The sequence below is a fragment of the Pseudomonas marginalis genome (assembly GCF_024169655.1).
GTDB lineage: Bacteria > Pseudomonadota > Gammaproteobacteria > Pseudomonadales > Pseudomonadaceae > Aquipseudomonas > Aquipseudomonas paraveronii.
Genome location: NZ_JALJWV010000001.1, coordinates 4,872,239 through 4,896,623 on the forward strand (window position 1 = coordinate 4,872,239; position 24,385 = coordinate 4,896,623).

Genomic DNA, 24,385 nt, shown 5'->3' on the forward strand with positions numbered 1-24,385 from the left:
CCTTGGCTCATGGGCACCAGTAAATCTCTAAAGTAGGTTGCAAAAACGCGCGAATCGGCATGGCAGCAACGTCGTCACTGGCCAGCGCGGCGCTCAAGGTGGTCAATTTCGAACTGCCGGAGATCGACAGTACGGTGTAGTTCGCCGTGGCCAGCAGCGCGCGACTCATGGTCAGGCGCTGGCGCGGCACGGTCGGCGCCAGCATCGGCCAGCAACGGCGGGTACCGTCGGCCTGCAGGGCCTCGCTCAGGTTCGGGCTGTTGGGAAACAGCGACGCGGTGTGGCCGTCGTCGCCCATGCCCAGCACCAGCACATCAATGGCCGGCAGTTCGGCCAGCAGGCGATCGGCCTGCTCGGCGGCGTCTTCAAGATTGGCCGCGGCGGCGTACAGGCTGAGGAATTTGGCCTTGGCTGCCGGACCTTGCAACAGGTATTTCTTCAACAGGCCGGCATTGCTGTCGGCGTGTTCCACCGGCACCCAACGCTCGTCGGCCAGGCTGATGGTGACCTTGGACCAGTCCAGGCCCTGCTTGGCCAGGTTCTGGAAAAACGCCACGGGGCTGCGGCCACCGGACACCACCAGGGTCGCTTCGCCACGAGCACTGATGGCCGCGCGCAGTTGCTCGGCCACGTCATTGGCCAGGCCATCCGCCAGCAACGCGGGCGAACGGTACTCATGGGCAGTGACGCCCTGAGGCAGTTTCAATTCAGATATCGCCATACCACGACCTCCCATCCCGCGTGATCAGTGCAATGGAGCTCATCGGCCCCCAGGAACCCGCCGCATACGGCTTGGGCGCATCACCGGATTTTTTCCATCCGGCGATCAACTGGTCACACCACTTCCACGCGGCTTCGATTTCATCTTTGCGAACAAACAGGTTCTGATTGCCGCGCATCACTTCCAGCAACAACCGCTCGTAGGCATCGGGAATCCGCGCGCTGCGATAGGTGTCGGAAAAATTCAGTTGCAGTGGCCCGCTGCGCAGTTGCATGCCCTTGTCCAGGCCCTGCTCCTTGGTCATCACGCGCAAGGAAATACCTTCGTCCGGTTGCAGGCGGATGATCAGTTTGTTGCTGATCTGCAGGCGCTGCTCGGGGGCGAAGATATAGTGGGACGGTTCCTTGAAGTGGATGACGATCTGCGACAACTTTTGCGGCATGCGCTTGCCGGTGCGCAGGTAGAACGGCACGCCGGCCCAGCGCCAGTTGCGGATATCGGCACGCAGGGCGACGAAGGTTTCGGTATCGCTCTGGGTGTTGGAATTCTCTTCTTCCAGGTAACCCGGCACCGGCTTGCCGGCGCTGTAGCCGGCGATGTACTGGCCGCGTACCACTTGGGTGGTCAGGCCATCCGGGCTGATCGGCGCCAGGGCCTTGAGCACCTTGACCTTCTCGTCACGGATGCTGTCGGCGGACAGGTCGGCCGGCGGGTCCATGGCGATCAGGCAAAGCAGTTGCAGCAGGTGATTCTGGATCATGTCCCGCAGTTGCCCGGCCTTGTCGAAGTAACCCCAGCGGCCTTCGATGCCGACCTGCTCGGCCACGGTGATTTCCACGTGGGAAATGTAGTTCTGGTTCCACTGGGTCTCGAACAGGCTGTTGGCGAAACGCAGGGCGATCAGGTTCTGGACGGTTTCTTTGCCCAGGTAATGGTCGATGCGGTACGTGCGGTTTTCCGGAAAAAACTGCGCGACGGCGTCGTTGACCTTGCGCGAAGATTCCAGGTCCGAGCCGATGGGTTTTTCCAGCACCACGCGGGTATTGTTCGCCAGGCCGACCTTGGACAGGTTTTCGCAGATTGCCCCGTACACCGCCGCAGGCGTGGCGAAGTAGGCGATCAGGCGTTGCGCGGTGCCGGCTTTTTCAGCCAGGACCACGTAGTCATCCGCATTCATGAAATCGACGTGAACATACGTCAGGCGCGCCAGGAAACGCTGGGCGATAGCCTCGTCCAGTTCCTTGCCAACGTAGTTGCGCAATTCCGTTTCAATATGCGCCAGGTGCTGTTGCTCGGAACCGGCTTCGCGGGCCAGGGCCAGGATGCGCGTGTCGTCGTGCAAGAGCCCGGCACCATCGAGTTGATAGAGGGCGGGAAATAACTTGCGCAGCGCCAGATCACCCAACGCGCCAAACAGGGCAAAGGTGCAGGGTTCTACGGTTATCGAAGGCATGATGTTTGTTCTTTTATCAAGTTAAGCTACAAATACCTTTTTTCAAGGCATCACTCAAGGAAAAATGTAGTAATAACCACAACATTTTCCCGAAATACGCATTCCGAGTGGTGGTGTTCAGCTACCCTCAGTAGGATAGGCCACCGCAAAGAGCCACTCGTCGATTGATGACCGCCCTTTATTTGCATCGTCGCCCCAAGGAAAGACTGTATGGACCGCGTGCGAAATCTTCTGGAACAGATCCGGAACCGCCTCGAAGAATTGAACAAGGCTGAGAAAAAAGTCGCCGAGGTCATCCTGCTCAACCCGCAGCAGGCGACCCGCTTCTCGATCGCAGCCCTCGCCCAAGCCGCCTCGGTCAGTGAACCGACGGTCAACCGCTTCTGCCGTTCGTTTGGTGTCAGCGGTTACCCTGAACTCAAATTGCAGCTGGCGCAAAGCCTGGCCAGCGGTGCGGCGTATGTCAGTCGCGCAGTGGAGGCCGATGATAACCCCGAGGCCTACACCCAGAAGATCTTCGGCAGCGCCATTGCCTCTCTGGACAGCGCCTGCCAGGCCCTCGACCCGAACCTGATCAGCAAGGCCGTGGACCTGTTGATCCAGGCGCGCCAGATCCACTTCTTCGGCCTCGGCGCGTCGGCACCGGTGGCCATGGATGCGCTGCACAAGTTTTTCCGCTTCAACCTGTCGGTGACCGCCCATGCCGATGTGCTGATGCAACGCATGATTGCTTCGGTGGCGCACACCGGCGAGCTGTTCGTGATCATCTCCTACACCGGGCGTACCCGCGAGCTGGTGGAAGTGGCGCGTATCGCCCGGGAAAACGGCGCATCGGTGCTGGGTGTGACCGCCGAGAACTCGCCGCTGGCCAAGGTCAGCACCGTGAGCCTGAACATTCCGCTGCCGGAAGACACCGACATCTATATGCCGATGACCTCGCGGATCATCCAACTGACGGTGCTGGATGTACTGGCAACCGGCATGACCTTGCGCCGTGGCGTGGACTTCCAGCCGCATCTGCGCAAGATCAAAGAGAGCTTGAATGACAGCCGGTATCCGGTTGGAGATGAGTTCAACTGAGGCAGACAATGCCTCCAGCAGTCCCGGCCTTTTCGCGAGCAAGCCCGCTCCCACATTTTGACGAGTCCTACCTTGGAATGCGGTTCAAATGTGGGAGCAGGCTTGCTCGCGAAGACGCTATCAGCAACAGCGCTAAACCCCAGCCCTGGCCTGCAAACTCAAATGCGCCCGCTCTCCCGGCGCCAGGCTGGCCCCGGCCATTGCCGACTCCACGCACACAAACCCCGAGGCCTCATTAAAACTGACGCCCAACAGCGGCCGACTGCCCGGGTGCCACACCACGGTGTCGGCGCTGTCGCCGGTGTCGATGCACAATTCGCGCTGCCAGGCGTGGTCCTTGATCTGTAACTCGCCCTCATGCTGGAACACCCGCTGGCACCCGCCCTCCACGCGCAGTTCGCCTTCCTGCTGGCAAGCCTGGCGATTGAGCTGGTCATACCCTTGCAGCCCGTCGAGCCCAGACAGCGCTATCTCACCGACATTGCCAATACGCCAGTAAGCGTGCAAAGCATGGCTCAGTTGGCACGGCAGCTCATCCTGATGCTCGGTACTCAAGCGCAGTTCCAGGGTTTCGCCCAGGTGCGCGTGCAAGTCCACCTGCCAGTCGCACAACTGCAACTGCCAGTGCAGGCGCACGCCGTCGTCGTCGGTGCTGCTGTCGAGCAGTTTCCAGTCGATCAGCCGCGCCCAACCATGGGACGGCCACGCATTTTCGCTGGGATGCCGGCCATACCACGGCCAGCACACCGGCACGCCGCCACGAATAGCGCCGACTTGCGGCCACTTGGCCGCGCACCACAACCAGGGTTTCTGCCCACGGGGCTGAAAATGCAGCAATTGCGCGCCCTGCCGGCTGAATACCGCCTGGCACAGCGGATGGTCGATCACCAACACGTCACGCACCTGGAAGCGCTCCCAGGCGAATACCGGACGCTCGCGCAGGGATTTGAAAAAGCGTTGCAGTGGATGCTCATGCATGTGCCACGGTCCTGAATATCTTCACAGTGCAACCCAAAAAAAAGCGGATAGCCATGGCTATCCGCAAAATGCGCACAGAGAGGAAGAGCTTATCGCAACCGCGTTAGAACACCGACTGAATTTTCAGACCGGCCACCAAGGCGTTGTCGACTTTATCCACGCCGCCCGGATGAGTGACGTATTGCAGGTTGGGACGCACGGTCAGCCAGTTGGTGACGTGGAAGCCGTAGTTGATTTCGTAGTTGTATTCGGTGCTGCGCAGTGGCGCGTAACCGGCTTGGCTGTAATCGGTGAAACCGCCAGCCTCGTTCGCCAACTCAGCGTTTTTGCGCACGTCATCGTTAACGTGCAGACGAGCGGCACCGATCCCCACATCGTCTTTTGGACGCGCGTCGAAAGGCCCTTTGTACACCAACATAATCGACTGGTAGTTATCGACGGTGTTGGTGTCCTTGTCGTGGAACGTGGCGTTGGCCGCGATGTTCAGGCCGCGGGAAGCGTCGCCGTTATGGGTAGTGAGTTGCTGCTGCGCAACGAACCAGTAGCCTTTTTTGCTGCTGTGGGTGCGGTAGGCTTTGCCAGTGGTGGCCGCATCGTTACCGTCGACGTCTTCACGTACATCGGCAGCATCGGCGGCGCTTTTGTAGTAACCCACACGGTATTCGCCCGGCAGGTTATTGACCTTCGGCGACCAGACCAATTCCACCGGGATCACGGTGCCCTTGGTGCCACTGCCGCTGAGTTTGAAGCCGTTACCGTGCTCCAACTGCGACGGGTTCTGATTGTATGCACCGATCTGCGCATACAGCTCAGGCGTGATGTTGTACTTCACGCGGATAGCAGCCTGGGCGACCGGCCAGTTGTACCAGGTGTTCACATAGTTACCGACCTGGGAGCCGCAGAACGACAGGTTCTGGAAGTCGCACGGGAAGGTGTTGAAGTCTTCGCCTTCACCGAAGTAACCGAGCTTCACGTCCAGCTTGTTGTCGAACATCTGGTGCTGAATCCAGAACTGGGTCAGACGCACCATGTGGCCGCGACCGTACACTTCTTGAGATGAGCTCAAGGTGCCGGCACGCGGATCACCGACACGGTCGTTGGAGATGTTCTGGCCATTACGGTTGGTCAACTGGATCTTCGCCTGGGTGTTATCCCAGCCCCACAGCTTTTGCAGGTCCAGTGCCACGCCCAGACCGAACTGGTCAGCGTAACGCCCTGTTTTGTCGTTGTTGTAGCCGCCGTGCGCGTTGTAGCCGGCTTCCCCAACGTAGTCGGCCTTGATGTCGATACCTTGCTCGATCAGCTTGGTCCGCTCGCCGCCCCAATCGCCGGTCATCCACTTGGAGTCGGCGCTGAACGCATCGGCCGCCATCGCATTGGCGGACAAGACCAGGGCTGCCGCTGCTGACAATTGGCAGATCAACCGAGTGTTGTTGTGTTGCTTTTTCATCCCTACATCCTCGTCTTTATTGTTATTAAACTGTTTTTATCTAACGCGGTTCATTTTTTCTTTCAAAAACAACAACTTATCTTTTTATCGACCCTTGAACTGGGCCACGTTGTCGGCACGATCCTGGGCGGGCAAAGACGCGGCAGTGCCCAGGCGCTCGCCGGTATTGGCGTCGAACAGCAGCACTTTGGCCGGATCGAATTGCAGGGTCAGGGTCTCGCCCACCTGCGGTGCCACATCGGGCGCCAGACGGCAGCAGACCTTGGTGTCATTGAGCTGCACGAACACCAGGGTGTCCGGACCGGTCGGCTCGGTGACCTGGACTTCGGCACGAATGCTCGACGAACCGTTGCCCTCACCCGCCGCCAGCACGATTTGCTCCGGGCGCAGGCCGAGGATCACGTCACGGTCTTCAAGGCCAGCAGTGCTCATGCTCAGCGGCAGCTCGCAACGCGCCTGGCCGCTGTCGAGTAGGGCCACCAGGCGGCCATCCTTGCGTTGCAGGCGCAGGGGGATGAAGTTCATCGGCGGCGAACCGATAAAGCTCGCCACGAACAGGTTGGCCGGGTCGTTGTAGATCTCTTTCGGTGTGCCGAACTGTTGGATGATGCCGTCCTTCATCACCGCCACTTTGTCACCCAGGGTCATCGCTTCGATCTGGTCGTGGGTGACGTAGACGGTGGTGGTTTTCAGACGCTGGTGCATCAGTTTCATTTCGGTACGCATCTCGACGCGCAGCTTGGCGTCGAGGTTGGACAGCGGTTCGTCGAACAGATAGATCTTCGGCCGACGCGCCAGGGCGCGGCCCATGGCCACCCGCTGTTGCTGACCGCCGGAGAGTTGGCCCGGCTTACGGTTGAGCAAGTGTTCGATCTGCAACAGCTTGGCCACCCGAGCCACTTCGGCGTCGATATCGGCCTGCGGCATCTTGCGAATCTTCAGGCCGAACTCGATGTTTTCACGCACGCTCATGGTCGGGTACAGCGCGTAGGACTGGAACACCATGGCGATGTCGCGATCCTTGGGGCTCATGCCGCTGACGTCCTGGTCGCCGATCATGATCGCGCCGCCGGTGATGGTCTCAAGGCCCGCGATGCAGTTCATCAGCGTGGACTTGCCGCACCCCGACGGGCCGACCAGGATCAGGAACTCGCCTTCCTTGATCGACAGTTCGATGTTCTTCAAGGTGTCGGGCAGGCCGGCGCCATAGGTCTTGTTTACATTGCGAAGTTCAAGCGTAGCCATGATTACCCCTTGACCGCGCCGGCCGTGAGGCCGCGCACGAAATACTTGCCTGCGATCACATAGACCAGCAGGGTCGGCAGCCCGGCGATCATCGCCGCCGCCATATCCACGTTATATTCCTTGGCCCCGGTGCTGGTGTTGACCAGATTGTTCAGCGCCACCGTGATGGGCTGCGAGTCGCCGCTGGAGAACACCACGCCGAACAGGAAGTCGTTCCAGATCTGGGTGAACTGCCAGATCAGGCAGACCATGATGATCGGGGTCGACATCGGCAGGATGATCAGACGGAAGATGGTGAAAAAACCTGCACCGTCCAGGCGCGCCGCTTTGATCAGCGCATCCGGAATGCTCACGTAGTAGTTACGGAAAAACAGCGTAGTGAACGCCAGGCCGTAAACCACATGGATAAACACCAGGCCGGTGGTGGTGCTCGCCAGGCCCATCTTGCCGAGGGTGAACGACGCGGGCAGCAGCACGGTCTGGAACGGCAGGAAGCAGCCGAACAGCAACAGGCCGAAGAACAACTGCGAACCACGGAAGCGCCAGAACGACAGCACATAACCGTTCAACGCGCCGATGGCGGTGGAAATCAGCACGGCCGGCACGGTGATCTTGATCGAGTTCCAGAAGTAGCCATCCACCGTGGCCCAGGCCTTGACCCAGCCGATGCCGGTGACCACGGTCGGCCAGCTCAACAGGTTGCCGGTGCTGATGTCTTCCGGGGTCTTGAAGCTGGTGAGCAACATCACCACCAGCGGCACCAGGTACAGCAGCACCGCGAAGATCAGCACCGCGTAGATTGCGATGCGGCTCAGGCTGATGGCAGGTTTTGCGGCAAGACTAGTCATTACGCTTGGTCCTCAGCTCGGAGTACAGGTACGGCACGATGATCGCGAGGATCGCACCGAGCATCAGGATTGCACTGGCCGAGCCCATGCCCATCTGGCCACGGCTGAAAGTGAACGAGTACATGAACATCGCCGGCAGGTCGGACGAGTAGCCCGGGCCGCCAGCGGTCATCGCCGCCACCAGGTCGAAGCTCTTGATCGCGATGTGCGCCAGGATCATCACCGCACTGAAGAACACCGGACGCAGGCTCGGCAGCACCACGCTCCAGTAGATGCGCGGCAGGCTCGCGCCGTCGATCTGCGCGGCACGAATGATCGATTGATCCACACCCCGCAGGCCGGCCAGGAACATCGCCATGATGAAGCCGGAGGCTTGCCACACGGCAGCGATCACCAGGCAATAGACCACGCGGTCCGGGTCGATCAGCCAGTCGAGACGGAAGCCTTCCCAGCCCCAGTCCCGCAGAAGTTTGTCCAGGCCCATGCCCGGGTTGAGCAGCCATTTCCAGGCCGTACCGGTGACGATCATCGAGAGCGCCATCGGGTACAGGTAAATGGTGCGGATAAAGCCTTCGCGGCGGATTTTCTGGTCGAGGAAAATCGCCAGCGTCACGCCGATCACCAAGGTGATACCGATGAACATCCCGCCGAACAGCGCCAGGTTCTTGCTCGCGACCCACCAGCGATCGTTGTCGAACAACCGCTCGTACTGCGCAAGGCCCGCCCATTTATAGCTGGGCAGGAACGTGGACGTGGTGAACGACAACACGAACGTCCACAGGATGTAGCCGTAGAAGCCCACCAACACGATGAACATGCTCGGCGCCAGCACCAGTTTGGGTAGCCAGCGCTGCAGTGCATCGAACGGCGAGGCTTTGCTGAACACAGCAACAGAACTCATGGGGAAATCCAATACAAGGGAAAAGGACTACAGGAACATGCCGGGCGGGGGCCAGGGCTCCCCCACCCGGTCAACCGTTACTTGGCAGACTTGATCGCAGCGCCAAGTTTCTTGGCGGTATCGGCCGGGTCGGCTTTCGGGTCGTTGATGTAGTTGGTCACGACATCAAAGAACGCGCCTTGCACGGCCAGCGTGGTGGCCATGTTGTGCGCCATGCTTGGCTGCAGGCCGCCGGACTTGGCGTCAGCCAGGAAGTCTTTGGCCGCGGTCTGGGCGCAGGAGTCGAAACCGTAGGATTCCATTTTGTTCAGCATGTCGTTACGCACAGGGATCGAACCCTTGTTGATGCTGAACACTTTCTGGAAGTTTTCACCCAGCACGACTTTGGCGATGTCCTGCTGACCGGCTGCAGTGCCTTTGTCTTTCTGTTTGAACACCGCCAGGGAGTCGATGTTGTAGGTGAACGCTTTTTCAGTGCCCGGGAAGGCTACGCACTCGTAGTCTTTGCCGGCGACTTTCTTCGCGGCGGTCCACTCGGACTTGGCCCAGTCACCCATGATCTGCATGCCAGCCTTGCCGTTGATGACTTTGCCGGCTTCGAGGTTCCAGTCCTGGCCTTTGCCGTCGACGTCCATGTAGGTCGCGACTTTCTTCAGCTCGGTCAGCGCCTTGACCATTTGCGGGCCAGTCAGCGCGCCGTTGTCCAGGTCAACCAGGGCTTTCTTGTAGCCATCGGCGCCCATCACCGACAGAACGACCGCTTCGAACACGGTGCTGTCCTGCCACGGCTGGCCACCGTGGGCGAGCGCAATGAAGCCGGCGGCCTTGAGTTTGTCGCCGGCGGCGTAGAATTCTTCGAGGGTGGTCGGGTTCTTGGTGATACCGGCTTTCTTGAAGACTTCCGGGTTGATCCACAGCCAGTTCACGCGGTGGATGTTGACCGGTACGGCGACGTAGTCACCTTCGTACTTCACGGTGTCGGAGACTTTCTTGTCGAGCAGGGAGTCCCATTTTTCTGCTTTGGCCACGTCTTTGAGGACGTCGGTGTCGAGCAAGCCGGTGGAGGCCCATTCCTGAATGTCCGGGCCTTTGATCTGGGCTACGCCGGGTGGGTTGCCGGCGACCGCGCGGCTTTTCAGCACGGTCATGGCCGTGGCGCCACCGCCACCTGCGACAGCACCGTCTTTCCAGGTGAAGCCGTCTTTTTCAACTTGGGCCTTCAGGACATCTACAGCCGCTTTTTCACCGCCCGAGGTCCACCAATGCACAACTTCAACCGTGCCTTTCGAGTCGGCGGCAAATGCACTGAGGGGAAACAACGAGGCAATGGAAATAGCGACGGCGAGGCGATTAATCGCGTTCATCTGAGTACCTTTTCTTGTTGTTATGCATGCAAGTCTAGAGCTTGCGCTGCACGGAGTTTAAACAGGGATTTTTCAAGCGCAGGTAACAAAGGGATGCACAAATGTCACAGCCCGGTGACATAGCACCCGCGACCCAATGCACTGGCCATGCTGGGCGCCAAGGGTAGCGTCGGCAGCAAGACCGCTTGCCAGGCGTGGTACAGGTCCGGTTTGCCGCCCCAGATCTTGCTGCTGGGTTGGTTCTGCGGGCTGAGTTCGTGGTGCCAACTGCCGTGGATGCGGTCGATGAAATGGGCGTCGCAAAACTCCCAAAAACGCCGATACCAGGTTTCGTAATGTGGATCGAAGGTGCGTTTCAACAGGGCCTGCGCGGCGGCGCTGGCTTCGGCGTGGGTCCAGTGCAGGCGTTCACGCACCACTGGGCGCTGGTTCCAGTCCAGGGTGTAAACGATGCCGGGCGCGCCATCCACGGCCCAGGCGTAGTCACAGGCGCTGGCGAACAGGCCCTTGGCGTCGGTCACCAGCCAGTCTGGCGTGGCCAGCCCGGCTTGCAGGCGTGCAGCCTCCAGGTGCAACACCAACCGCGCCCACTCGAAACCGTGGCCTGGGGTCACGCCATAGGGGCGGAAGCCGTCGGCGGGGTTGTCTTCGTTGTAACCGCGCAAGGGTGTCCACTGGGCGTCGAAGTGCTCGATCACCATGAACCGGTTGCTGGCGGCGTGGGTGTGGATCACACGCTCGACGATGCGCAGCGCGCGGTCCAGCCAGCGCGTGTCGGCGGTGACGTCAGCCAGGGCAAGGAACGCTTCCGTCGCGTGCATGTTGCTGTTGGCGCCGCGATAGGCTTCGACGCCGCTCCAGTCTTGGGCAAAGGATTCGAGCATGACGCCCTCCTCCTCGCTCCAGAAAAACTGCTCGATGATCTGGATCGCGTCGTTCAACAGGGCTTGTGCGCCGGGGGCGCCAGCGACCACCGCAGAACTGGCGGCCAGGGCGACAAAGGCGTGCAGGTAGGCAGCCTTGCCGGTATTGCCATCCACAGCGTGGGGCGCGGCGAACCAGCCACCGTGCGTGTTATCGCGTAGCGGGCCGCTGAGGGCGGCAACCCCGTGCTCGACCCGCTCGGCATACCCCGGCAGCCCCATCGCGTGGGCCATGGCGAAGCTATGGGTCATGCGCGCGGTGTTCATGGTTTCGGCAATGGCATTGGCCGGCAACTGGCCGTTATCGTCCAGATTGCCGAAACCGTCGGCCAGGCGCGAGGCCTTGGCGAATGACAGCAGGCGCTGGCCTTCGCTGGCGAGCCAGGCATGGTGGGCAGGTGCGTTCAGCCAACTGCCGGCAGGCAGTGGTTGGGTGGTCATGGCAGGCCCTTATTATTGTTGGGGGGATGACCGGAGTCTAAACAAGGGCGGCGCGAGGGCATGTAACGAAGGACAAGGGAAATGTCACCAGATGGTGACATTTCCCAAGACCTTTACTGACCGATCGGCGTGGCTGCGGCCGGCGAATTGAGGCGCTGGTTCAGGTTCTGCACCTGACTCTGCAAGGTGGTGATATTGCGGGTGGTCTGAATGCGGAACACGTCGAACTCTTTATTGGTCGGTGCGTCGCTATTGGCCGGCTGGTTGTCCTGCGCGCTCTTTAGCACCACCATGTCTTGTTCAAGACGGGCGATGGCGGCGCTCGGGCTGCCCTGTTTCTTCAGGGCAGCCACGTCAGCGACCAGATCCCTGATCTCGCTATCGCGCTTGGCGGCCTCCCCTTGCGCCGCCTTGAGGCCGGCCACAGCGTCGGTCAACGCTTGCACCTGGCCTTGCAACTTGGCGTTGGCGTTGGACAGGTCAGTGGTGCCGGCGGTCATTTGGGCCAGGCGCTTGTCCAGCTCGGTGGCCTGGCCGGCCACACCGACTTGCTGCTTGCCCTGCTCCAGCAACTGGGTTTCCAACTGCCTGATCTGCAGTTTCAGCGCTTCGCTGCCGTTGTTCACGCTGGCTTCACTGGCGACGAACTTGCCGGAAATATCCTGCAGGCGCCCTGCCGCTTCTTCGCTGATGCGCGCAAAACTTTCCTGGGTGGCAACCAGTTGCTGGCCCATCAGCGAAATCTGCTGGAAGCTCCACCAGGCCAGGCCGGCAAAGGCGATCAGCAGCGCGCCGACCAAGGCCCACAACGGGCCGGTACTGGCGCTTTTGACCTTGACCACGGGAGTGTTGCGCGAGCGCACGGAGGTGGCGGCGGTCGGCACGAAATCATCATCGTCCAAGGTGTCGGCCCGCAGGCTGGGAACATTGTCGAAATCGTCGTTGGCATCGTTGCGCATGAATCAACCCTGAATCGTGAAATGGCTACCTGGAAAGCCGGGCGACGGGAGTATAAACCGCTGTCCCGCCGCACTGATCGACCCGGAACGCTGAATTCGGTTCCCGATGTGTTGCCGCTTGTGAGCTTACTTCAGCCCCGGTTCCTGAGCTTTCCACCAGTGGCAGAACTCGTCGAGCGCGGTCCACAGGCTGACCTTGGGCTCATAGTCGAGATAATGCCTCGCGCGACTGATGTCGAGGGTGAAATCTTTGTTCATCACCTGCATGCCCAGACGCGACAACGCCGGTTCCGGGCGCCCGGGCCACAGCGCGCAGAATGCCTCGTTCAACGCCGCGACGCTGTAGGACAAACCGTAGGACCGATACCGCGTGACCTGAGGCAAATCCATCTGGCGCATCACGTAGTTCACCACATCCCACACCGGCACCGGGGTGCCGTTACTGATGTTGTAGGCTTTGCCCAACGCCGAGCCGGTGGCGAGCAAACTGCTGAGCAGCGCTTCATTAAGGTTGTGTACGCTGGTGAAATCGACCTTGTTCAGGCCGTCGCCGACGATGGCCAAGCGGTTCTTGCGCTGCATTTTCAGCAGGCGCGGGAAGATGCTCATGTCACCGGCGCCGGTGACAAAACGCGGACGCAGGGCCAGGACTTCGAGGCCGAATTCCTGGGCACCGAAGACCTTTTGCTCGGCCAGGTACTTGGTGGCGGCATAGGGATGCTTGAAGCGCTTGGGCACTTGGTCCTCGGTCAGCCCCAGGTGGTCGCGCCCGTCGAAGTAGATCGACGGCGAGGACAAGTGAACCAGGCGCCCAACCCGTTGCTTGAGGCAGGCTTCGACGACGTTTTCGGTCACCAGCACATTGCCTTGATGGAAATCCTGATAGCGCCCCCACAGCCCGACGGCGCCGGCGCAATGCACCACGGCTTCGACGTCGCGGCACAGTTCGCGCACCAGGTCGGCATCATTCAAATCACCCTGGATAAACTCGGCACCGCGCCGTACCAGGTGTTCCACACCCTCGGCGCGCCGCCCGTTGACCCGCACGTCCAGGCCCTGCTCCAGGGCGAAACGCGCAAAGCGCCCGCCGATGAAGCCGCTTGCGCCGGTGACCAGAATCTTCATGTGTTACTCCGTGTTCTTTCGTTTTTCATCGCTGTTGCCTTGACGCCCGCCATCAGTCCAACGGCACCAACCATTGACCACAGGCCTGAGCCAGATGGTCAGTCAACAAACCCAACAGTTGCCCGCCACTGCGCCAATGATGCCAGTACAGCGGCACATCGATGGGCTTATCTGGCAATAACTCGACCAATATGCCCCTTTGCAATTGGTCGCCGACCTGCAGTTCAGGCACCAGGCCCCAACCGAGTCCGGCTTCCGCCAAGCGGATAAACCCTTCGGACGAGGGGCACAAATGGTGCTCGAAACCGCCGTCCACCCCGAGCGCGGCCAGGTAGCGGTGTTGCAGGAAATCGTCCGGGCCAAATACCAAGGCCGGCGTGCGCGCCAGTTGATCGGCGCGCACACCGCTGGGGAAGTGCCGGGCGATAAACGCCGGGCTCGCCAGCGCCCGATAGCGCATCGCGCCCAGCAACAGGCTGCGCGCACCGGCCACCGGGCGTTCACTGGCGCAGATACAGGCCGCCACTTCACCGGCACGCATGCGCTTGAGGCCGACCGTCTGGTCTTCCACCACCAGGTCCAGCAGCAAATGCTGCTCGGCGCAAAAGTCGCTGACGGCCTCGGCCCACCATGTGGCGAGGCTGTCGGCATTCAACGCGATGCGCAGGCGTTCGGGCATGCCTTCTTCATCCAGCGCCGGCACCTGGCTTTGCAAGTCGCGCTCCAGCAGCCGTACCTGTTGCACATGGTTGAGCAGCCGCCGGCCGATATCGGTGGGCGTCGGCGGTGTGGCCCGCACCAGCACCGGCTGGCCGATCCGAGCCTCCAGCAGCTTGATACGCTGGGAGATCGCCGATTGCGACAACCCCAGCACCTGGGCGCCGCGCTCGAAGCCGGCTTGTTCCACCACCGCCGCCAGGGCGGAGAGCAATTTATAGTCGAACATCAGTTTCTCTAATGGGCGATCAGCAATATTTGTTTTTCTTATACAGCCATGCCAGGGAAGATAGCCAGCATCGTTTCGGCCTGAGCAAGGATCTTCAACTATGTGGCAAAGCTATCTGAACGGCCTACTGGTCGCCTTGGGGCTGATCATGGCCATCGGCTCGCAGAATGCCTTTGTGCTGGCGCAAAGCCTGCGTCGTGAACACCACCTGCCGGTGGCGGCCCTGTGTGTCGTCTGCGATGCGCTGCTGGTGGCCGCCGGGGTATTCGGACTGGCGACGGTACTGGCGCAAAGCCCGATTCTGCTGGGGATTGCCCGCTGGGGCGGCGCCGCGTTCCTGCTGTGGTACGGCGCCTGCGCGCTGCGGCGGGCCTGTTCGAAACAGAGCCTGGACCAGGGCGACACCCTCAAGGTGCGCTCATTGCGCGCCGTGTTGCTCAGCGCGTTGGCGGTCACGCTGCTCAACCCCCACGTTTACTTGGACACGGTGCTGCTGATTGGCTCGCTGGGCGCCCAACAGACCGAACCCGGCGCCTACGTGGCCGGCGCGGCCAGCGCTTCGTTCCTGTGGTTCGCCACGCTGGCGCTGGGCGCCGCCTGGCTGGCCCCGTGGCTGGCACGTCCGGCGACATGGCGTCTACTCGACCTTTTGGTGGCGGCAATGATGTTCAGCGTGGCTTATCAATTGATCAGCGCCCGATAGATATTCCAAAACGCTCTGGAACCTCTATCCCACACAGTTGTTGCGTGGTTTTGCCACACCCCGGGTGCTATGATCCGGACCCTGCGCCGCAAAGAGTACAAACTCCCCGGCGCTGGTTTGGCCGCCCGTGATCGGCCTTGCGCTCACCGCAACTGACCTGATTAGGAGAATCATCATGGCTTTCGAATTGCCGCCGCTGCCCTACGCACACGATGCCCTGCAGCCGCACATTTCCAAGGAAACCTTGGAATACCACCACGACAAGCATCACAACACCTACGTCGTGAACCTGAACAACCTGGTGCCTGGCACCGAGTTCGAAGGCAAGACCCTGGAAGAAATCGTCAAATCTTCTTCGGGCGGTATCTTCAACAACGCCGCTCAGGTCTGGAACCACACCTTCTACTGGAACTGCCTGGCGCCAAACGCCGGCGGTCAACCAACCGGCGCGCTGGCTGAAGCCATCAACGCTGCGTTCGGTTCGTTCGACAAGTTCAAAGAAGAATTCACCAAGACGTCCGTCGGCACCTTCGGTTCCGGTTGGGGCTGGCTGGTGAAAAAGGCTGACGGTTCCCTGGCCCTGGCCAGCACCATCGGCGCCGGCAACCCGCTGACCAGCGGCGACACCCCGCTGCTGACCTGCGACGTCTGGGAACACGCTTACTACATCGACTACCGCAACGCCCGTCCAAAGTATGTGGAAGCGTTCTGGAACCTGGTCAACTGGAAGTTCGTGGCTGAGCAGTTCGAAGGCAAGGCCTTCACTGCCTAAGCACCCCTTGCAGTAAAAAGAGCCCGGCGATTGCCGGGCTTTTTTGTGCGCGATGGAACCGAGCGGCCGGCACCCGCCACCCAGGCGGGGGAGGAATTCGCCTCTCACACCTGTCAGAGAAATAATCATGTCGATTGGAGCACTCGCAGCACTGCCTGTAGTCGGTGAAGTGGCCAAGGCCGCTGGAGACATCACCAAAGCGGTCGCACCGCTCGTTCAACCCTTCGCCGATGTGCTGGCCAAAGCCCTGGGGGACACCCTGGAATCTCAAAACAAACCCGTGGACTTTTCGAGCGCACAGGAGACTGCTAAACGCAAAGTGAACCTCGCAAGCGCCTAGTCATGGCACCACTGAACCGAGCAGGCGGACACAAATCCGCCTCGTCTCGCCTTGCTCCCGCGCCCATGTAACCCTTCCTCCCATATTCAAACCCGTGTTTGCCCTAATGTTCCTTTGACTGCCATCACCAGATTGCCAATACTCATGGCATATTGAAGGCCACCCGCATGAGACAAGGAATGCCCCTTTGAAGCTGGAACTCAAAAACAGCTTGTCGGTGAAGTTGCTACGGGTTGTGCTGCTGTCGGCATTGATCGTGGGCGTGGCGCTGAGCGTGGCGCAGATCGTTTTCGATGCCTACAAGACGCGCCAGGCCGTGGCCGATGATGCCCAGCGCATCCTCGACATGTTCCGCGACCCCTCGACCCAGGCCGTCTACAGCCTGGACCGCGAGATGGGCATGCAAGTGATCGAAGGTCTGTTTCAGGACAGCGCAGTGCGCATGGCCTCCATCGGCCATCCCAACGAAACCATGCTCGCGGAAAGAAGCCGCGCCTTGCAACAATCCTCCAGCCGCTGGTTGACCGACCTGATTCTCGGCCAGGAACGCACGTTCACCACCGCCCTGGTCGGCAAAGGCCCCTATAGCGAATATTACGGCGACCTGAGCATCACCCTTGATACGGCCACCTACGGCAAGAGTTTTATTGTCAGCTCGGTGATCATCTTTATTTCCGGCGTGCTGCGCGCGTTGGCCATGGGCCTGGTGCTGTACCTGGTGTATCACTGGCTGCTGACCAAGCCGCTGTCGCGGATTATCGAGCACCTGACGTCGATCAACCCCGACCGCCCCAGCGAACACAAGATCCCCCAGATCAAGGGCCACGAGCGCAATGAACTGGGGCTGTGGATCAATACGGCCAACCAGTTGCTCGAGTCCATCGAACGCAACACCCACCTGCGCCACGAGGCGGAATCCAGCCTGCTGCGCATGGCCCAGTACGATTTTCTCACCGGCCTGCCGAACCGCCAGAAACTGCAGGAGCAACTGGACAAGATCCTGATCGACGCCGGCCGCCGGCAACGTCGCGTGGCGGTGTTGTGCGTGGGCCTGGATGACTTCAAAAGCGTCAACGAGCAGTTCACCTACCAGGCCGGTGACAAACTGCTGCTGGCCCTGGCCGATCGTCTGCGCGCCCACAGCGGCCGCCTCGGCGCCCTCGCCCGCCTCGGCGGCGACCAGTTCGCCCTGGTGCAGGCCGACATCGACCAACCCTACGAAGCCGCCGAGCTGGCGCAAAGCATCCTCGATGATCTGGAAGCGGAGTTTGCCCTCGACAGTGAGCAGATCCGCCTGCGCGCCACCATCGGCATTACCTTGTTCCCGGAAGATGGCGACAGCACCGAAAAACTGCTGCAAAAAGCCGAACAGACCATGACGCTGGCCAAGAGCCGCTCGCGCAACCGTTACCAGTTCTATATCGCCAGCGTCGACAGCGAAATGCGCCGACGCCGCGAACTGGAAAAAGACCTGCGCGACGCCTTGAGCCGCAACCAGTTTTACCTGGTGTACCAGCCGCAGATCAGCTACCGCGACCACCGTGTGGTCGGCGTCGAGGCGCTGATCCGTTGGCAGCACCCGGAACACGGCCTGGTACCGCCAGACTTGTTTATCCCCCTGGCGGAGCAGAACGGCACCATCATTGCGATTGGTGAATGGGTGCTCGACCAGGCCTGCCGCCAATTGCGCGAATGGCATGACCAGGGCTTCACCGACTTGCGCATGGCCGTCAACCTGTCCACCGTGCAACTGCACCACACCGAATTGCCGCGGGTGGTGAATAACCTGATGCAGATCTATCGCTTGCCGCCGCGCAGCCTGGAACTGGAAGTGACCGAGACCGGCCTGATGGAAGACATCAGCACCGCCGCCCAGCACCTGCTGAGCCTGCGCCGCTCCGGGGCACTGATCGCCATCGATGACTTCGGCACCGGCTATTCATCGCTGAGCTATCTGAAAAGCCTGCCGCTGGACAAGATCAAGATCGACAAGAGCTTCGTACAAGATCTGCTCGACGATGACGACGACGCCACCATCGTGCGCGCGATTATCCAATTGGGTAAAAGCCTGGGCATGCAGGTGATCGCCGAAGGCGTGGAAACCGCGGAACAGGAGGCTTACATCATCTCCGAAGGCTGCCATGAAGGTCAGGGCTACCACTACAGCAAACCGTTGCCGGCACGGGAGTTGGCGGCGTATTTGAAGCAGGCCGAGCGCAATAACGCGGCGATTATCTGAAACGATAAAACGAGACTTCATATTTACCGCGCATTACCCCTTTACACAGAATGCAAATCCTTCGCATTATGTTGCAGTTTTGCGCGCGCCCACGCGCCCCATCAACAACCGAAGCAGGATGTTCACCATGATTCGTATGCCCCTGGCCACCGCCAGTCTGTTGGCCATTGCCATTTCTCTCGCCGGTTGCGGCGAAGGTAAAGACAAGGCCGCCGCGCCCCAGGCGCCGACCCCGGCCACCAGCACTGCCGCTCCAGCGGCTGCCACTTCCGCCGGTCAGGTCGACGAAGCCGCCGCGAAAGCCGTGGTCGCGCATTACGCTGACATGGTGTTCGCGGTGTACAGCGATGCCGAATCCACAGCGAAAACCCTGCAAACTGCGGTCGACACCTTCCTCGCCAATCCGAACGACGAGACCCTCAAAGCCGCCCGTACCGCCTGGGTCGCCGCCCGCGTGCCGTACCTGCAGAGCGAAGTGTTCCGCTTCGGCAACACCATCATCGACGACTGGGAAGGCCAAGTGAACGCCTGGCCCCTGGACGAAGGCCTGATCGACTACACCGACAAATCCTACGAACACGCCCTGGGTAACCCAGGCGCCACGGCCAACATCATCGCCAACACCGAGATCCAGGTCGGCGAAGACAAGGTCGACGTCAAGGACATCACCCCGGAAAAACTCGCCAGCCTCAATGAGCTGGGCGGTTCCGAAGCCAACGTCGCCACCGGCTACCACGCCATCGAGTTCCTGCTGTGGGGCCAGGACCTGAACGGCACCGGCCCGGGCGCCGGCAACCGTCCTGCGTCGGACTACCTGACCGGCGACGGTGCCACCGGTGGCCACAACGAGCGCCGCCGCACTTATCTGCGCGCCGTGACTCAATTGCTGGTCAGCGACCTGGAAGAAATGGTCGGCAACTGGAAACCCAACGTCGAAGACAACTACCGCGCCACCCTGGAGGCCGAACCGGCCACCGACGGCCTGCGCAAAATGCTGTTCGGCATGGGCAGCCTGTCCCTCGGCGAACTGGCCGGTGAGCGCATGAAGGTTTCCCTGGAAGCCAACTCGCCGGAAGACGAGCAGGATTGCTTCAGCGACAACACCCATAACTCGCACTTCTACGACGCCAAGGGCATCCGCAACGTCTACCTGGGCGAATACACCCGCGTTGACGGCAACAAAATGACCGGTGCAAGCCTGTCGTCCCTGGTGGCCAAGGCCGACCCGGCTGCCGACGCCGCGTTGAAAGCGGACCTGGCGGCGACCGAAGCGAAGATCCAGGTCATGGTTGACCACGCCAACAAGGGTGAGCACTACGACCAACTGATCGCCGCGGGTAACGACGCGGGCAACCAGATCGTGCGCGATGCCATCGCCGCACTGGTCAAGCAGACCGGCTCGATCGAAACGGCTGCCGGCAAGCTGGGGATCAGCGACCTGAACCCGGATAACGCCGATCACGAGTTCTGATCACGGCCGAGATCCTAAGCGTCATCCAGAATGCCCCGACCTGCTCGGGGCATTTTTACATCGGCAGTCGAAGGCATCACACCCGAATGATAAAAATCTGCGGCGACGCGGCGGGCGTCGTCAATTGAATGCCGCCCATCAACGGCACAAGGTTATGACTGGCCTCAGCCTGCGTGACCAGTCTGCGCGTCGGCTCATCCATCAAGCTCTGGTAGGGCGTAACCTGGGCGTCTGCGGCGATTCGATCCCCCACCACACGGCGCAATCGCAGCCAGTACAGCCTGACATCTCCAGGGCGCCTGAACAGCAACTCTCCGGGAAAGTCATAACCGCTCAGGACACCGTAGCGACAGCGGGTTACCACCTCACTCATCAAGGTTCTCAAGCGGCCGCCGGCGCCAGGCGGGAGCGCATTGAACAGCGACACCACGACGGGCTCCTGACGAAAGTCCAGACGGCGATAATGCCCCGGCGCATTCGGTAGCTGCCAACTGCCGTCGCTGAGTGTGCGGGTGGGTGGAAGTAACGAAAACGGATCGGCCAGTCCTGCGTATGTCATGGTCCGCCAAAACTGCCAGTCGTGCAGGGTGCGTATCAGCGAATGCTGGCCCACTTGGGTCAGGCCTCTCGGGTTGGCCCGATTGAACAGGGCCTGGGCGAGCTCCGCCTGACTGCGGGTGGTCAGCAGCGCGTAGGCCTCGCGCACATACATCGAGAGCGGTTTTTTCAAGGCAACCTCACTGGCGATCACCCACAGCCCGTCCCCGGTGGCGAACTTCACCTGTCGGGGCTGATTGTAGATGCCCGAACGCAGCAGGTTTTCCAGGTCCATGAAGTACGTGGCCGGTCGTGCAGGGTCGCGAATGAATACGTCATTGGGAGCCGCTGTATCCCGGGGCAAAATCGCGAAATAGCGCTGGTCCATCTTGATGTACTCTTGCCCCAGCCACTGCGGATCGCCTGCAATCCGCCGATAGATGCCGCGTGTCGCATCCACCACCTCAAGCTCGGCCTCGTCGAGGGTTCTGCCCCATTCAATGAATCGTTCGTTTGCAGGCCGCACGACGGGCGCCTCGGGGGCCGGGGTGCGGGGCGGCGCCAGTGGCGGTTCGACGGGCGCTGGCGGCCGGGTGATCACTGCGGGCACGTCCGGCAGATCGATGCCGTCCAGACGCAACTGAAACCGCAGGAGCGGCACGTTCAGATAGGGCTCAAAGGCCGCCGTGGAGAGCCTCAACCGCATGTTTTCGACCAGCGCCAGCCGGTATTCGATTTCGCGCCCCGCCGGGAAGTTGAACGACTCAAACACCCGCCTGGCCTGCACGTCATCCAGGCGCGGGTAGAGGTCCCTGAGGACGCGCTCCGGCGAGTTGCCCCCCTTGAGTCCGCCGACCGGATGAGAACCTATTTCCCACTGCCCCGCCGCACTTTGCCGGATCGGCGCGTAGTGGTATTGCGTCAGCTTGCGTGCGTCCCTGAGCCGCCAGGCGGCTTTGTCGCCGTCATCGAGGAGCGAATACCAACGCCCGCCGTCATTGAGGAAGTAGTGCTCGGCGCCCGCCGCGTTCGAGGCCGAGTGATACACGCCCTTGCCTTCCCATCCGGCCAACGGCAGCACGCCGTCGGGCTTTTTCCCCAGCGCCATCTCCGCCGGCAACGCCCTTGGCCTGGCGCCCGCCACGGGCGCACCGGCCCCGACCGCGCCGTCCACCAGCGCCCCGACCAGCTCGCCCAGCGACCGCACGAAATACTGCGCAGCGCCGGCACGGTCGCCAAGGTCCAACGCCTCGACGGCGTTGAACACCGAAAACAGGCTGCGCGCCAGGCCGATCGGCAACATGATCCTGACCGGCAGCACCATGGACAGAACGTCGAAGACCAGAGTCGCCACGCTCAGGCCGGTTTCGACGTTGACTTGCTGGGTACTCCTCGATTGCGCGGCGGCGTCGTTGATCACGAAGTTCGCTTCAACCTCGTAGGCCTCCTCGAAAAGGTCGTCGGCAATCCGGCTCATGCTCACCATCGACACGTCGCCGCGCCCCCTGAGCACGGCGCGGACCTGGGCTTCGAAGGCCCGCTCCACGCGCCCCAGCAGGTAGGCGCGCCAACTGCTGTTCATGACGAAGTCGGTCATCAGGCGGTCTTTGGCGTACTCGTGGAACACGCGACCGTCGGGCGCCTGGGGGGTGTACACCACGATCGAGCCGACCCCGGCGGAGGCCGAGGCGAACAGCAGTACCCCACGCACGCGCTGACCGCGCAGTTTCAAGTGCTGCACCAGAATCCGGTGGCCTTCGACACGCGCGCGCCGATCACTGTCGACGGGGGCGTCAAGCACCGCCTGCACCCAATTGAAGCCTCGGTTCAGACGGTCCGGGAGAAAGTCGCCGTTGATCTTGGCCTCGATGGCGTCGAGTCGCAGTTGCAGACGCATGACCTGAGCGTAGGTCTGCTTCAGTGCGAGCGCGCCGGGCGAGGTGATGAGGCGGTCTTTCAGAAAGGTGTCGTAGCTTTGTCCGACATTGACCGCGCGCACCAGGTCCTTGACCTGTTGCAGGGTCAGCCCGTCATAGGCCGGGGCCGGCGTCAGATCTTCCGGCAGCAAGGCTTCATCAGGCTGTTTGCGCGTGTTTTCACTCAGCCTGGAAAAGTGCGTGAAGTTAAAATCCAGCCCGCCGACATTCTCCAGCGCCAGTTCGCTCAGCGTGCGGCTTCGATGCCGGAACAACGGCGTGCCGGGCTCGCGCGGCGCCGGAGCAGGCGCGCCCGGAACCACGACAGTCGCAGGAACGAACGGCTCTTTGGTATGCACGCGGACCGTGTCGGGGTCGATGTCCAGTGCATAGTCAGCCTTGAGGCGGATGCGCAGCTGTTCGTTGGCGTATGCCAGCAGCGCCGGTTTATCGCTGAATTGCGCCAACGACGGCAACCCCTCGGCGTCCGGCAGGCTCGCCAGCAGGTCGCAGTAGTCCGTCATCGCGACCCGCCACGCGTCTTTATCGGCAAGGGAGGCATCATGCAGAAAGGTCCTGATCTGCGCCTGCCCGCGCTTGATCTCGCGCCCCCATAACACCCCGCTGGCACTGAAGAGCCGACCGGGGTCCGTCACCCGGTCCAGCACCTGCGGCAACTCGGCCATCTCGATGGGGTCGACCGGTGACGAGTAGTGGGAAAGGGTTGAGGTGAAGTTGTCGAGCATCAACCGGCATTGCGCCTCGACGCTAGCCTCGAACGGCGAACCGAGCTGTTCATGGTAGACCACCTGCCCCGTGGCCTTGAGCTGACGATGCAGGGCCAAGCCTTGCGCCTGGTCGGCCACGGCCAGGCCATCGAGCACCGCGGCGAATTCGACGGGGTGGTTCAAACGCCGGTGCAACTCCTGATCCAGGCTGGCCAGGGAGTCAAACGCTTCAAGGCCGGAGTCCGGCAGAAACAGCAATACCGTGCCGACGTTCATGCTCGGGTCCACGGGCCGCACCCGGGCCGGCGTGATCTCCTCCTGCGCCCTCACCACGGCTTGTTCCGGGTCTCTGGCGGTCAGCACAAAGGCGCCGCGCAAGGTCAGATCCGCCGCGCCGGTCGCGCCCTTGAGGGCTACCTCGTAGACACATGGCCGGTCGGCGCGCAGTGCTTGTCGTGCCTGGGCTTGCGGGTGACGCAGCACCAGGGCGAACAGGTCCTGGTCGGCGGGGCTGAGCAGGCGATCGGCAGCGAGTAGCGCCACTTCGGCTTTCAGCAGTTCGATACGGGTGTACACCAACCATTGTTTCTGCGTGCGCGCATCCGTCAGGCTGCGCGCACGCGTCCAGAAGGCTTGCACAAAAGCGCTGTAATAAGCGGTCAGCCCAGCGGCCAGGCGGTCGAGGAATTTATCCAGCCCGGCCGGGGTGATACCGCTCAAGGGCAGCAACGCTTCGCCAGTCGCCGGCAGCCGCAGCAGAGTCGCCATGCGCTTCGCATAACTCGCAGGCTGGCCAGCGACGATACGTTGCACCACCGCCTCGAACAACGTGGGCAGCAACTCGGTCTCGGTGGACGGTAGCGCTGCCGAGGTCGCTGGCGGGATGGTCGTCGCGGGCAGTCGGATGAAGGCCTGACGCACATCGAGGCTGGGCGTCACGGTCGGGAATGCTTGCTCGAACTCATGCTGCACGAACGAATGGAACGTCGGTGGTGACTGAAACTGCTCGGCGATCTGGCGATCGAGCGCCATTAACTGTTCGCGCAACGCGACCTGTTGCGGTGCGTCCTTGACACTTGGCGGTGCAGATAACAATGAATCAGACGGCATGGTGGCCTCTCGAATAGGAAACAGACCGGCCCATCGTGCCGTAGCGCCCCCTGAACCATGCGCTACATAGCTACGCGCCGCAGATCGGCGCCCAAGGTTTACATGCCCGGCACCCCAGGTAGAATGGCGCCTTTC

General features: G+C 61.5%; 19 protein-coding genes. 6 read left to right on the forward strand and 13 right to left on the reverse strand.

What is annotated here, in order from left to right; translation table 11 throughout:
• Positions 1-7: 7 nt before the first annotated feature.
• Positions 8-721, reverse strand: a complete 714-nt coding sequence (gene pgl, locus J2Y83_RS22380) for a 6-phosphogluconolactonase (RefSeq protein WP_253398380.1) — start codon at positions 719-721, stop codon at positions 8-10.
• Positions 708-2,174, reverse strand: a complete 1,467-nt coding sequence (zwf, locus tag J2Y83_RS22385) for a glucose-6-phosphate dehydrogenase (RefSeq protein WP_253398382.1) — start codon at positions 2,172-2,174, stop codon at positions 708-710. The genes pgl and zwf overlap by 14 nt, the downstream gene beginning before the upstream one ends.
• Positions 2,175-2,393: 219 nt before the next feature.
• Between zwf and J2Y83_RS22390 the strand changes: the two genes are divergently transcribed.
• Positions 2,394-3,254, forward strand: a complete 861-nt coding sequence (locus J2Y83_RS22390; protein ID WP_253400433.1) for a MurR/RpiR family transcriptional regulator — start codon at positions 2,394-2,396, stop codon at positions 3,252-3,254.
• 132 nt (positions 3,255-3,386) lie between these two features.
• Here the strand turns inward: J2Y83_RS22390 and J2Y83_RS22395 are convergent, their stop codons facing one another.
• From J2Y83_RS22395 to J2Y83_RS22440, 10 genes are all read right to left on the reverse strand, one after another.
• Positions 3,387-4,232 carry a D-hexose-6-phosphate mutarotase gene (locus tag J2Y83_RS22395; protein WP_253398384.1) on the reverse strand — a complete coding sequence of 282 codons (846 nt, stop codon included), beginning with the start codon at positions 4,230-4,232 and terminating at the stop codon, positions 3,387-3,389.
• A 103-nt stretch (positions 4,233-4,335) separates the two neighbouring features.
• Positions 4,336-5,682, reverse strand: coding sequence for a carbohydrate porin (locus tag J2Y83_RS22400; RefSeq protein WP_253398386.1), 1,347 nt, complete (start codon positions 5,680-5,682; stop codon positions 4,336-4,338).
• Positions 5,683-5,766: 84 nt separating this feature from the next.
• Positions 5,767-6,927, reverse strand: a complete 1,161-nt coding sequence (locus tag J2Y83_RS22405) for an ABC transporter ATP-binding protein (protein WP_253398387.1) — start codon at positions 6,925-6,927, stop codon at positions 5,767-5,769.
• Between the two features lie 2 nt (positions 6,928-6,929).
• Complete coding sequence (locus J2Y83_RS22410) at positions 6,930-7,775, reverse strand: carbohydrate ABC transporter permease (RefSeq protein ID WP_017847184.1); 846 nt, start codon at positions 7,773-7,775, stop codon at positions 6,930-6,932.
• Positions 7,768-8,676 carry a carbohydrate ABC transporter permease gene (locus J2Y83_RS22415; protein ID WP_003175732.1) on the reverse strand — a complete coding sequence of 303 codons (909 nt, stop codon included), beginning with the start codon at positions 8,674-8,676 and terminating at the stop codon, positions 7,768-7,770. Before J2Y83_RS22415 ends, J2Y83_RS22410 begins: the two co-directional genes overlap by 8 nt.
• A gap of 77 nt (positions 8,677-8,753) precedes the next feature.
• The gene (locus J2Y83_RS22420) at positions 8,754-10,040 is read right to left on the reverse strand and encodes an ABC transporter substrate-binding protein (RefSeq protein ID WP_253398389.1); all 1,287 of its coding nucleotides are present in this window, start codon (positions 10,038-10,040) and stop codon (positions 8,754-8,756) included.
• Between the two features lie 104 nt (positions 10,041-10,144).
• A complete protein-coding gene (locus tag J2Y83_RS22425; RefSeq protein WP_253398391.1) occupies positions 10,145-11,404 on the reverse strand; it encodes a D-mannose isomerase in 1,260 nt (419 codons plus the stop codon).
• A 113-nt stretch (positions 11,405-11,517) separates the two neighbouring features.
• Positions 11,518-12,363 (reverse strand): ATPase, encoded by an 846-nt coding sequence (locus J2Y83_RS22430; protein ID WP_253398393.1) that lies wholly within the window; start codon positions 12,361-12,363, stop codon positions 11,518-11,520.
• 126 nt (positions 12,364-12,489) lie between these two features.
• A complete protein-coding gene (locus J2Y83_RS22435; RefSeq protein ID WP_253398395.1) occupies positions 12,490-13,488 on the reverse strand; it encodes an NAD-dependent epimerase/dehydratase family protein in 999 nt (332 codons plus the stop codon).
• A 52-nt stretch (positions 13,489-13,540) separates the two neighbouring features.
• Positions 13,541-14,434: a LysR family transcriptional regulator ArgP gene (locus J2Y83_RS22440; protein WP_253398396.1), complete on the reverse strand. Its 894-nt coding sequence runs from the start codon at positions 14,432-14,434 to the stop codon at positions 13,541-13,543.
• 100 nt (positions 14,435-14,534) lie between these two features.
• Here J2Y83_RS22440 and J2Y83_RS22445 point away from each other — a divergent pair, with 100 nt between their 5' ends.
• The 5 genes from J2Y83_RS22445 to J2Y83_RS22465 all read left to right on the forward strand — a co-directional run bounded on the left by J2Y83_RS22445 (position 14,535) and on the right by J2Y83_RS22465 (position 19,959).
• Positions 14,535-15,137, forward strand: coding sequence for a LysE/ArgO family amino acid transporter (locus J2Y83_RS22445; protein ID WP_253398398.1), 603 nt, complete (start codon positions 14,535-14,537; stop codon positions 15,135-15,137).
• Positions 15,138-15,312: 175 nt separating this feature from the next.
• Entirely contained in the window at positions 15,313-15,909 is a 597-nt protein-coding gene (locus J2Y83_RS22450) for a superoxide dismutase (protein ID WP_017847176.1), read from the forward strand.
• Positions 15,910-16,036: 127 nt separating this feature from the next.
• On the forward strand, positions 16,037-16,249 hold the full coding sequence (locus J2Y83_RS22455) for a hypothetical protein (protein WP_253398400.1): 213 nt from the start codon (positions 16,037-16,039) through the stop codon (positions 16,247-16,249).
• A gap of 187 nt (positions 16,250-16,436) precedes the next feature.
• The gene (locus J2Y83_RS22460) at positions 16,437-18,488 is read left to right on the forward strand and encodes a putative bifunctional diguanylate cyclase/phosphodiesterase (RefSeq protein ID WP_253398407.1); all 2,052 of its coding nucleotides are present in this window, start codon (positions 16,437-16,439) and stop codon (positions 18,486-18,488) included.
• Between the two features lie 127 nt (positions 18,489-18,615).
• On the forward strand, positions 18,616-19,959 hold the full coding sequence (locus J2Y83_RS22465) for an imelysin family protein (RefSeq protein ID WP_253398409.1): 1,344 nt from the start codon (positions 18,616-18,618) through the stop codon (positions 19,957-19,959).
• 76 nt (positions 19,960-20,035) lie between these two features.
• Here the strand turns inward: J2Y83_RS22465 and J2Y83_RS22470 are convergent, their stop codons facing one another.
• Positions 20,036-24,250, reverse strand: coding sequence for a dermonecrotic toxin domain-containing protein (locus J2Y83_RS22470; RefSeq protein WP_253398411.1), 4,215 nt, complete (start codon positions 24,248-24,250; stop codon positions 20,036-20,038).
• Positions 24,251-24,385: the final 135 nt, after the last annotated feature.

Coding starts and splice junctions, on each gene's coding strand:
- J2Y83_RS22440 (WP_253398396.1), bottom strand. CDS start 14,434: ATGTTCGACTATAAATTGCTCTCCGCCCTGGCGGCGGTGGTGGAACAA.
- J2Y83_RS22430 (WP_253398393.1), bottom strand. CDS start 12,363: ATGCGCAACGATGCCAACGACGATTTCGACAATGTTCCCAGCCTGCGG.
- J2Y83_RS22405 (WP_253398387.1), bottom strand. CDS start 6,927: ATGGCTACGCTTGAACTTCGCAATGTAAACAAGACCTATGGCGCCGGC.
- zwf (WP_253398382.1), bottom strand. CDS start 2,174: ATGCCTTCGATAACCGTAGAACCCTGCACCTTTGCCCTGTTTGGCGCG.
- J2Y83_RS22445 (WP_253398398.1), top strand. CDS start 14,535: ATGTGGCAAAGCTATCTGAACGGCCTACTGGTCGCCTTGGGGCTGATC.
- J2Y83_RS22425 (WP_253398391.1), bottom strand. CDS start 11,404: ATGACCACCCAACCACTGCCTGCCGGCAGTTGGCTGAACGCACCTGCC.
- J2Y83_RS22455 (WP_253398400.1), top strand. CDS start 16,037: ATGTCGATTGGAGCACTCGCAGCACTGCCTGTAGTCGGTGAAGTGGCC.
- J2Y83_RS22450 (WP_017847176.1), top strand. CDS start 15,313: ATGGCTTTCGAATTGCCGCCGCTGCCCTACGCACACGATGCCCTGCAG.
- J2Y83_RS22415 (WP_003175732.1), bottom strand. CDS start 8,676: ATGAGTTCTGTTGCTGTGTTCAGCAAAGCCTCGCCGTTCGATGCACTG.
- J2Y83_RS22410 (WP_017847184.1), bottom strand. CDS start 7,775: ATGACTAGTCTTGCCGCAAAACCTGCCATCAGCCTGAGCCGCATCGCA.
- J2Y83_RS22435 (WP_253398395.1), bottom strand. CDS start 13,488: ATGAAGATTCTGGTCACCGGCGCAAGCGGCTTCATCGGCGGGCGCTTT.
- J2Y83_RS22470 (WP_253398411.1), bottom strand. CDS start 24,250: ATGCCGTCTGATTCATTGTTATCTGCACCGCCAAGTGTCAAGGACGCA.
- pgl (WP_253398380.1), bottom strand. CDS start 721: ATGGCGATATCTGAATTGAAACTGCCTCAGGGCGTCACTGCCCATGAG.
- J2Y83_RS22395 (WP_253398384.1), bottom strand. CDS start 4,232: ATGCATGAGCATCCACTGCAACGCTTTTTCAAATCCCTGCGCGAGCGT.
- J2Y83_RS22420 (WP_253398389.1), bottom strand. CDS start 10,040: ATGAACGCGATTAATCGCCTCGCCGTCGCTATTTCCATTGCCTCGTTG.
- J2Y83_RS22400 (WP_253398386.1), bottom strand. CDS start 5,682: ATGAAAAAGCAACACAACAACACTCGGTTGATCTGCCAATTGTCAGCA.
- J2Y83_RS22465 (WP_253398409.1), top strand. CDS start 18,616: ATGATTCGTATGCCCCTGGCCACCGCCAGTCTGTTGGCCATTGCCATT.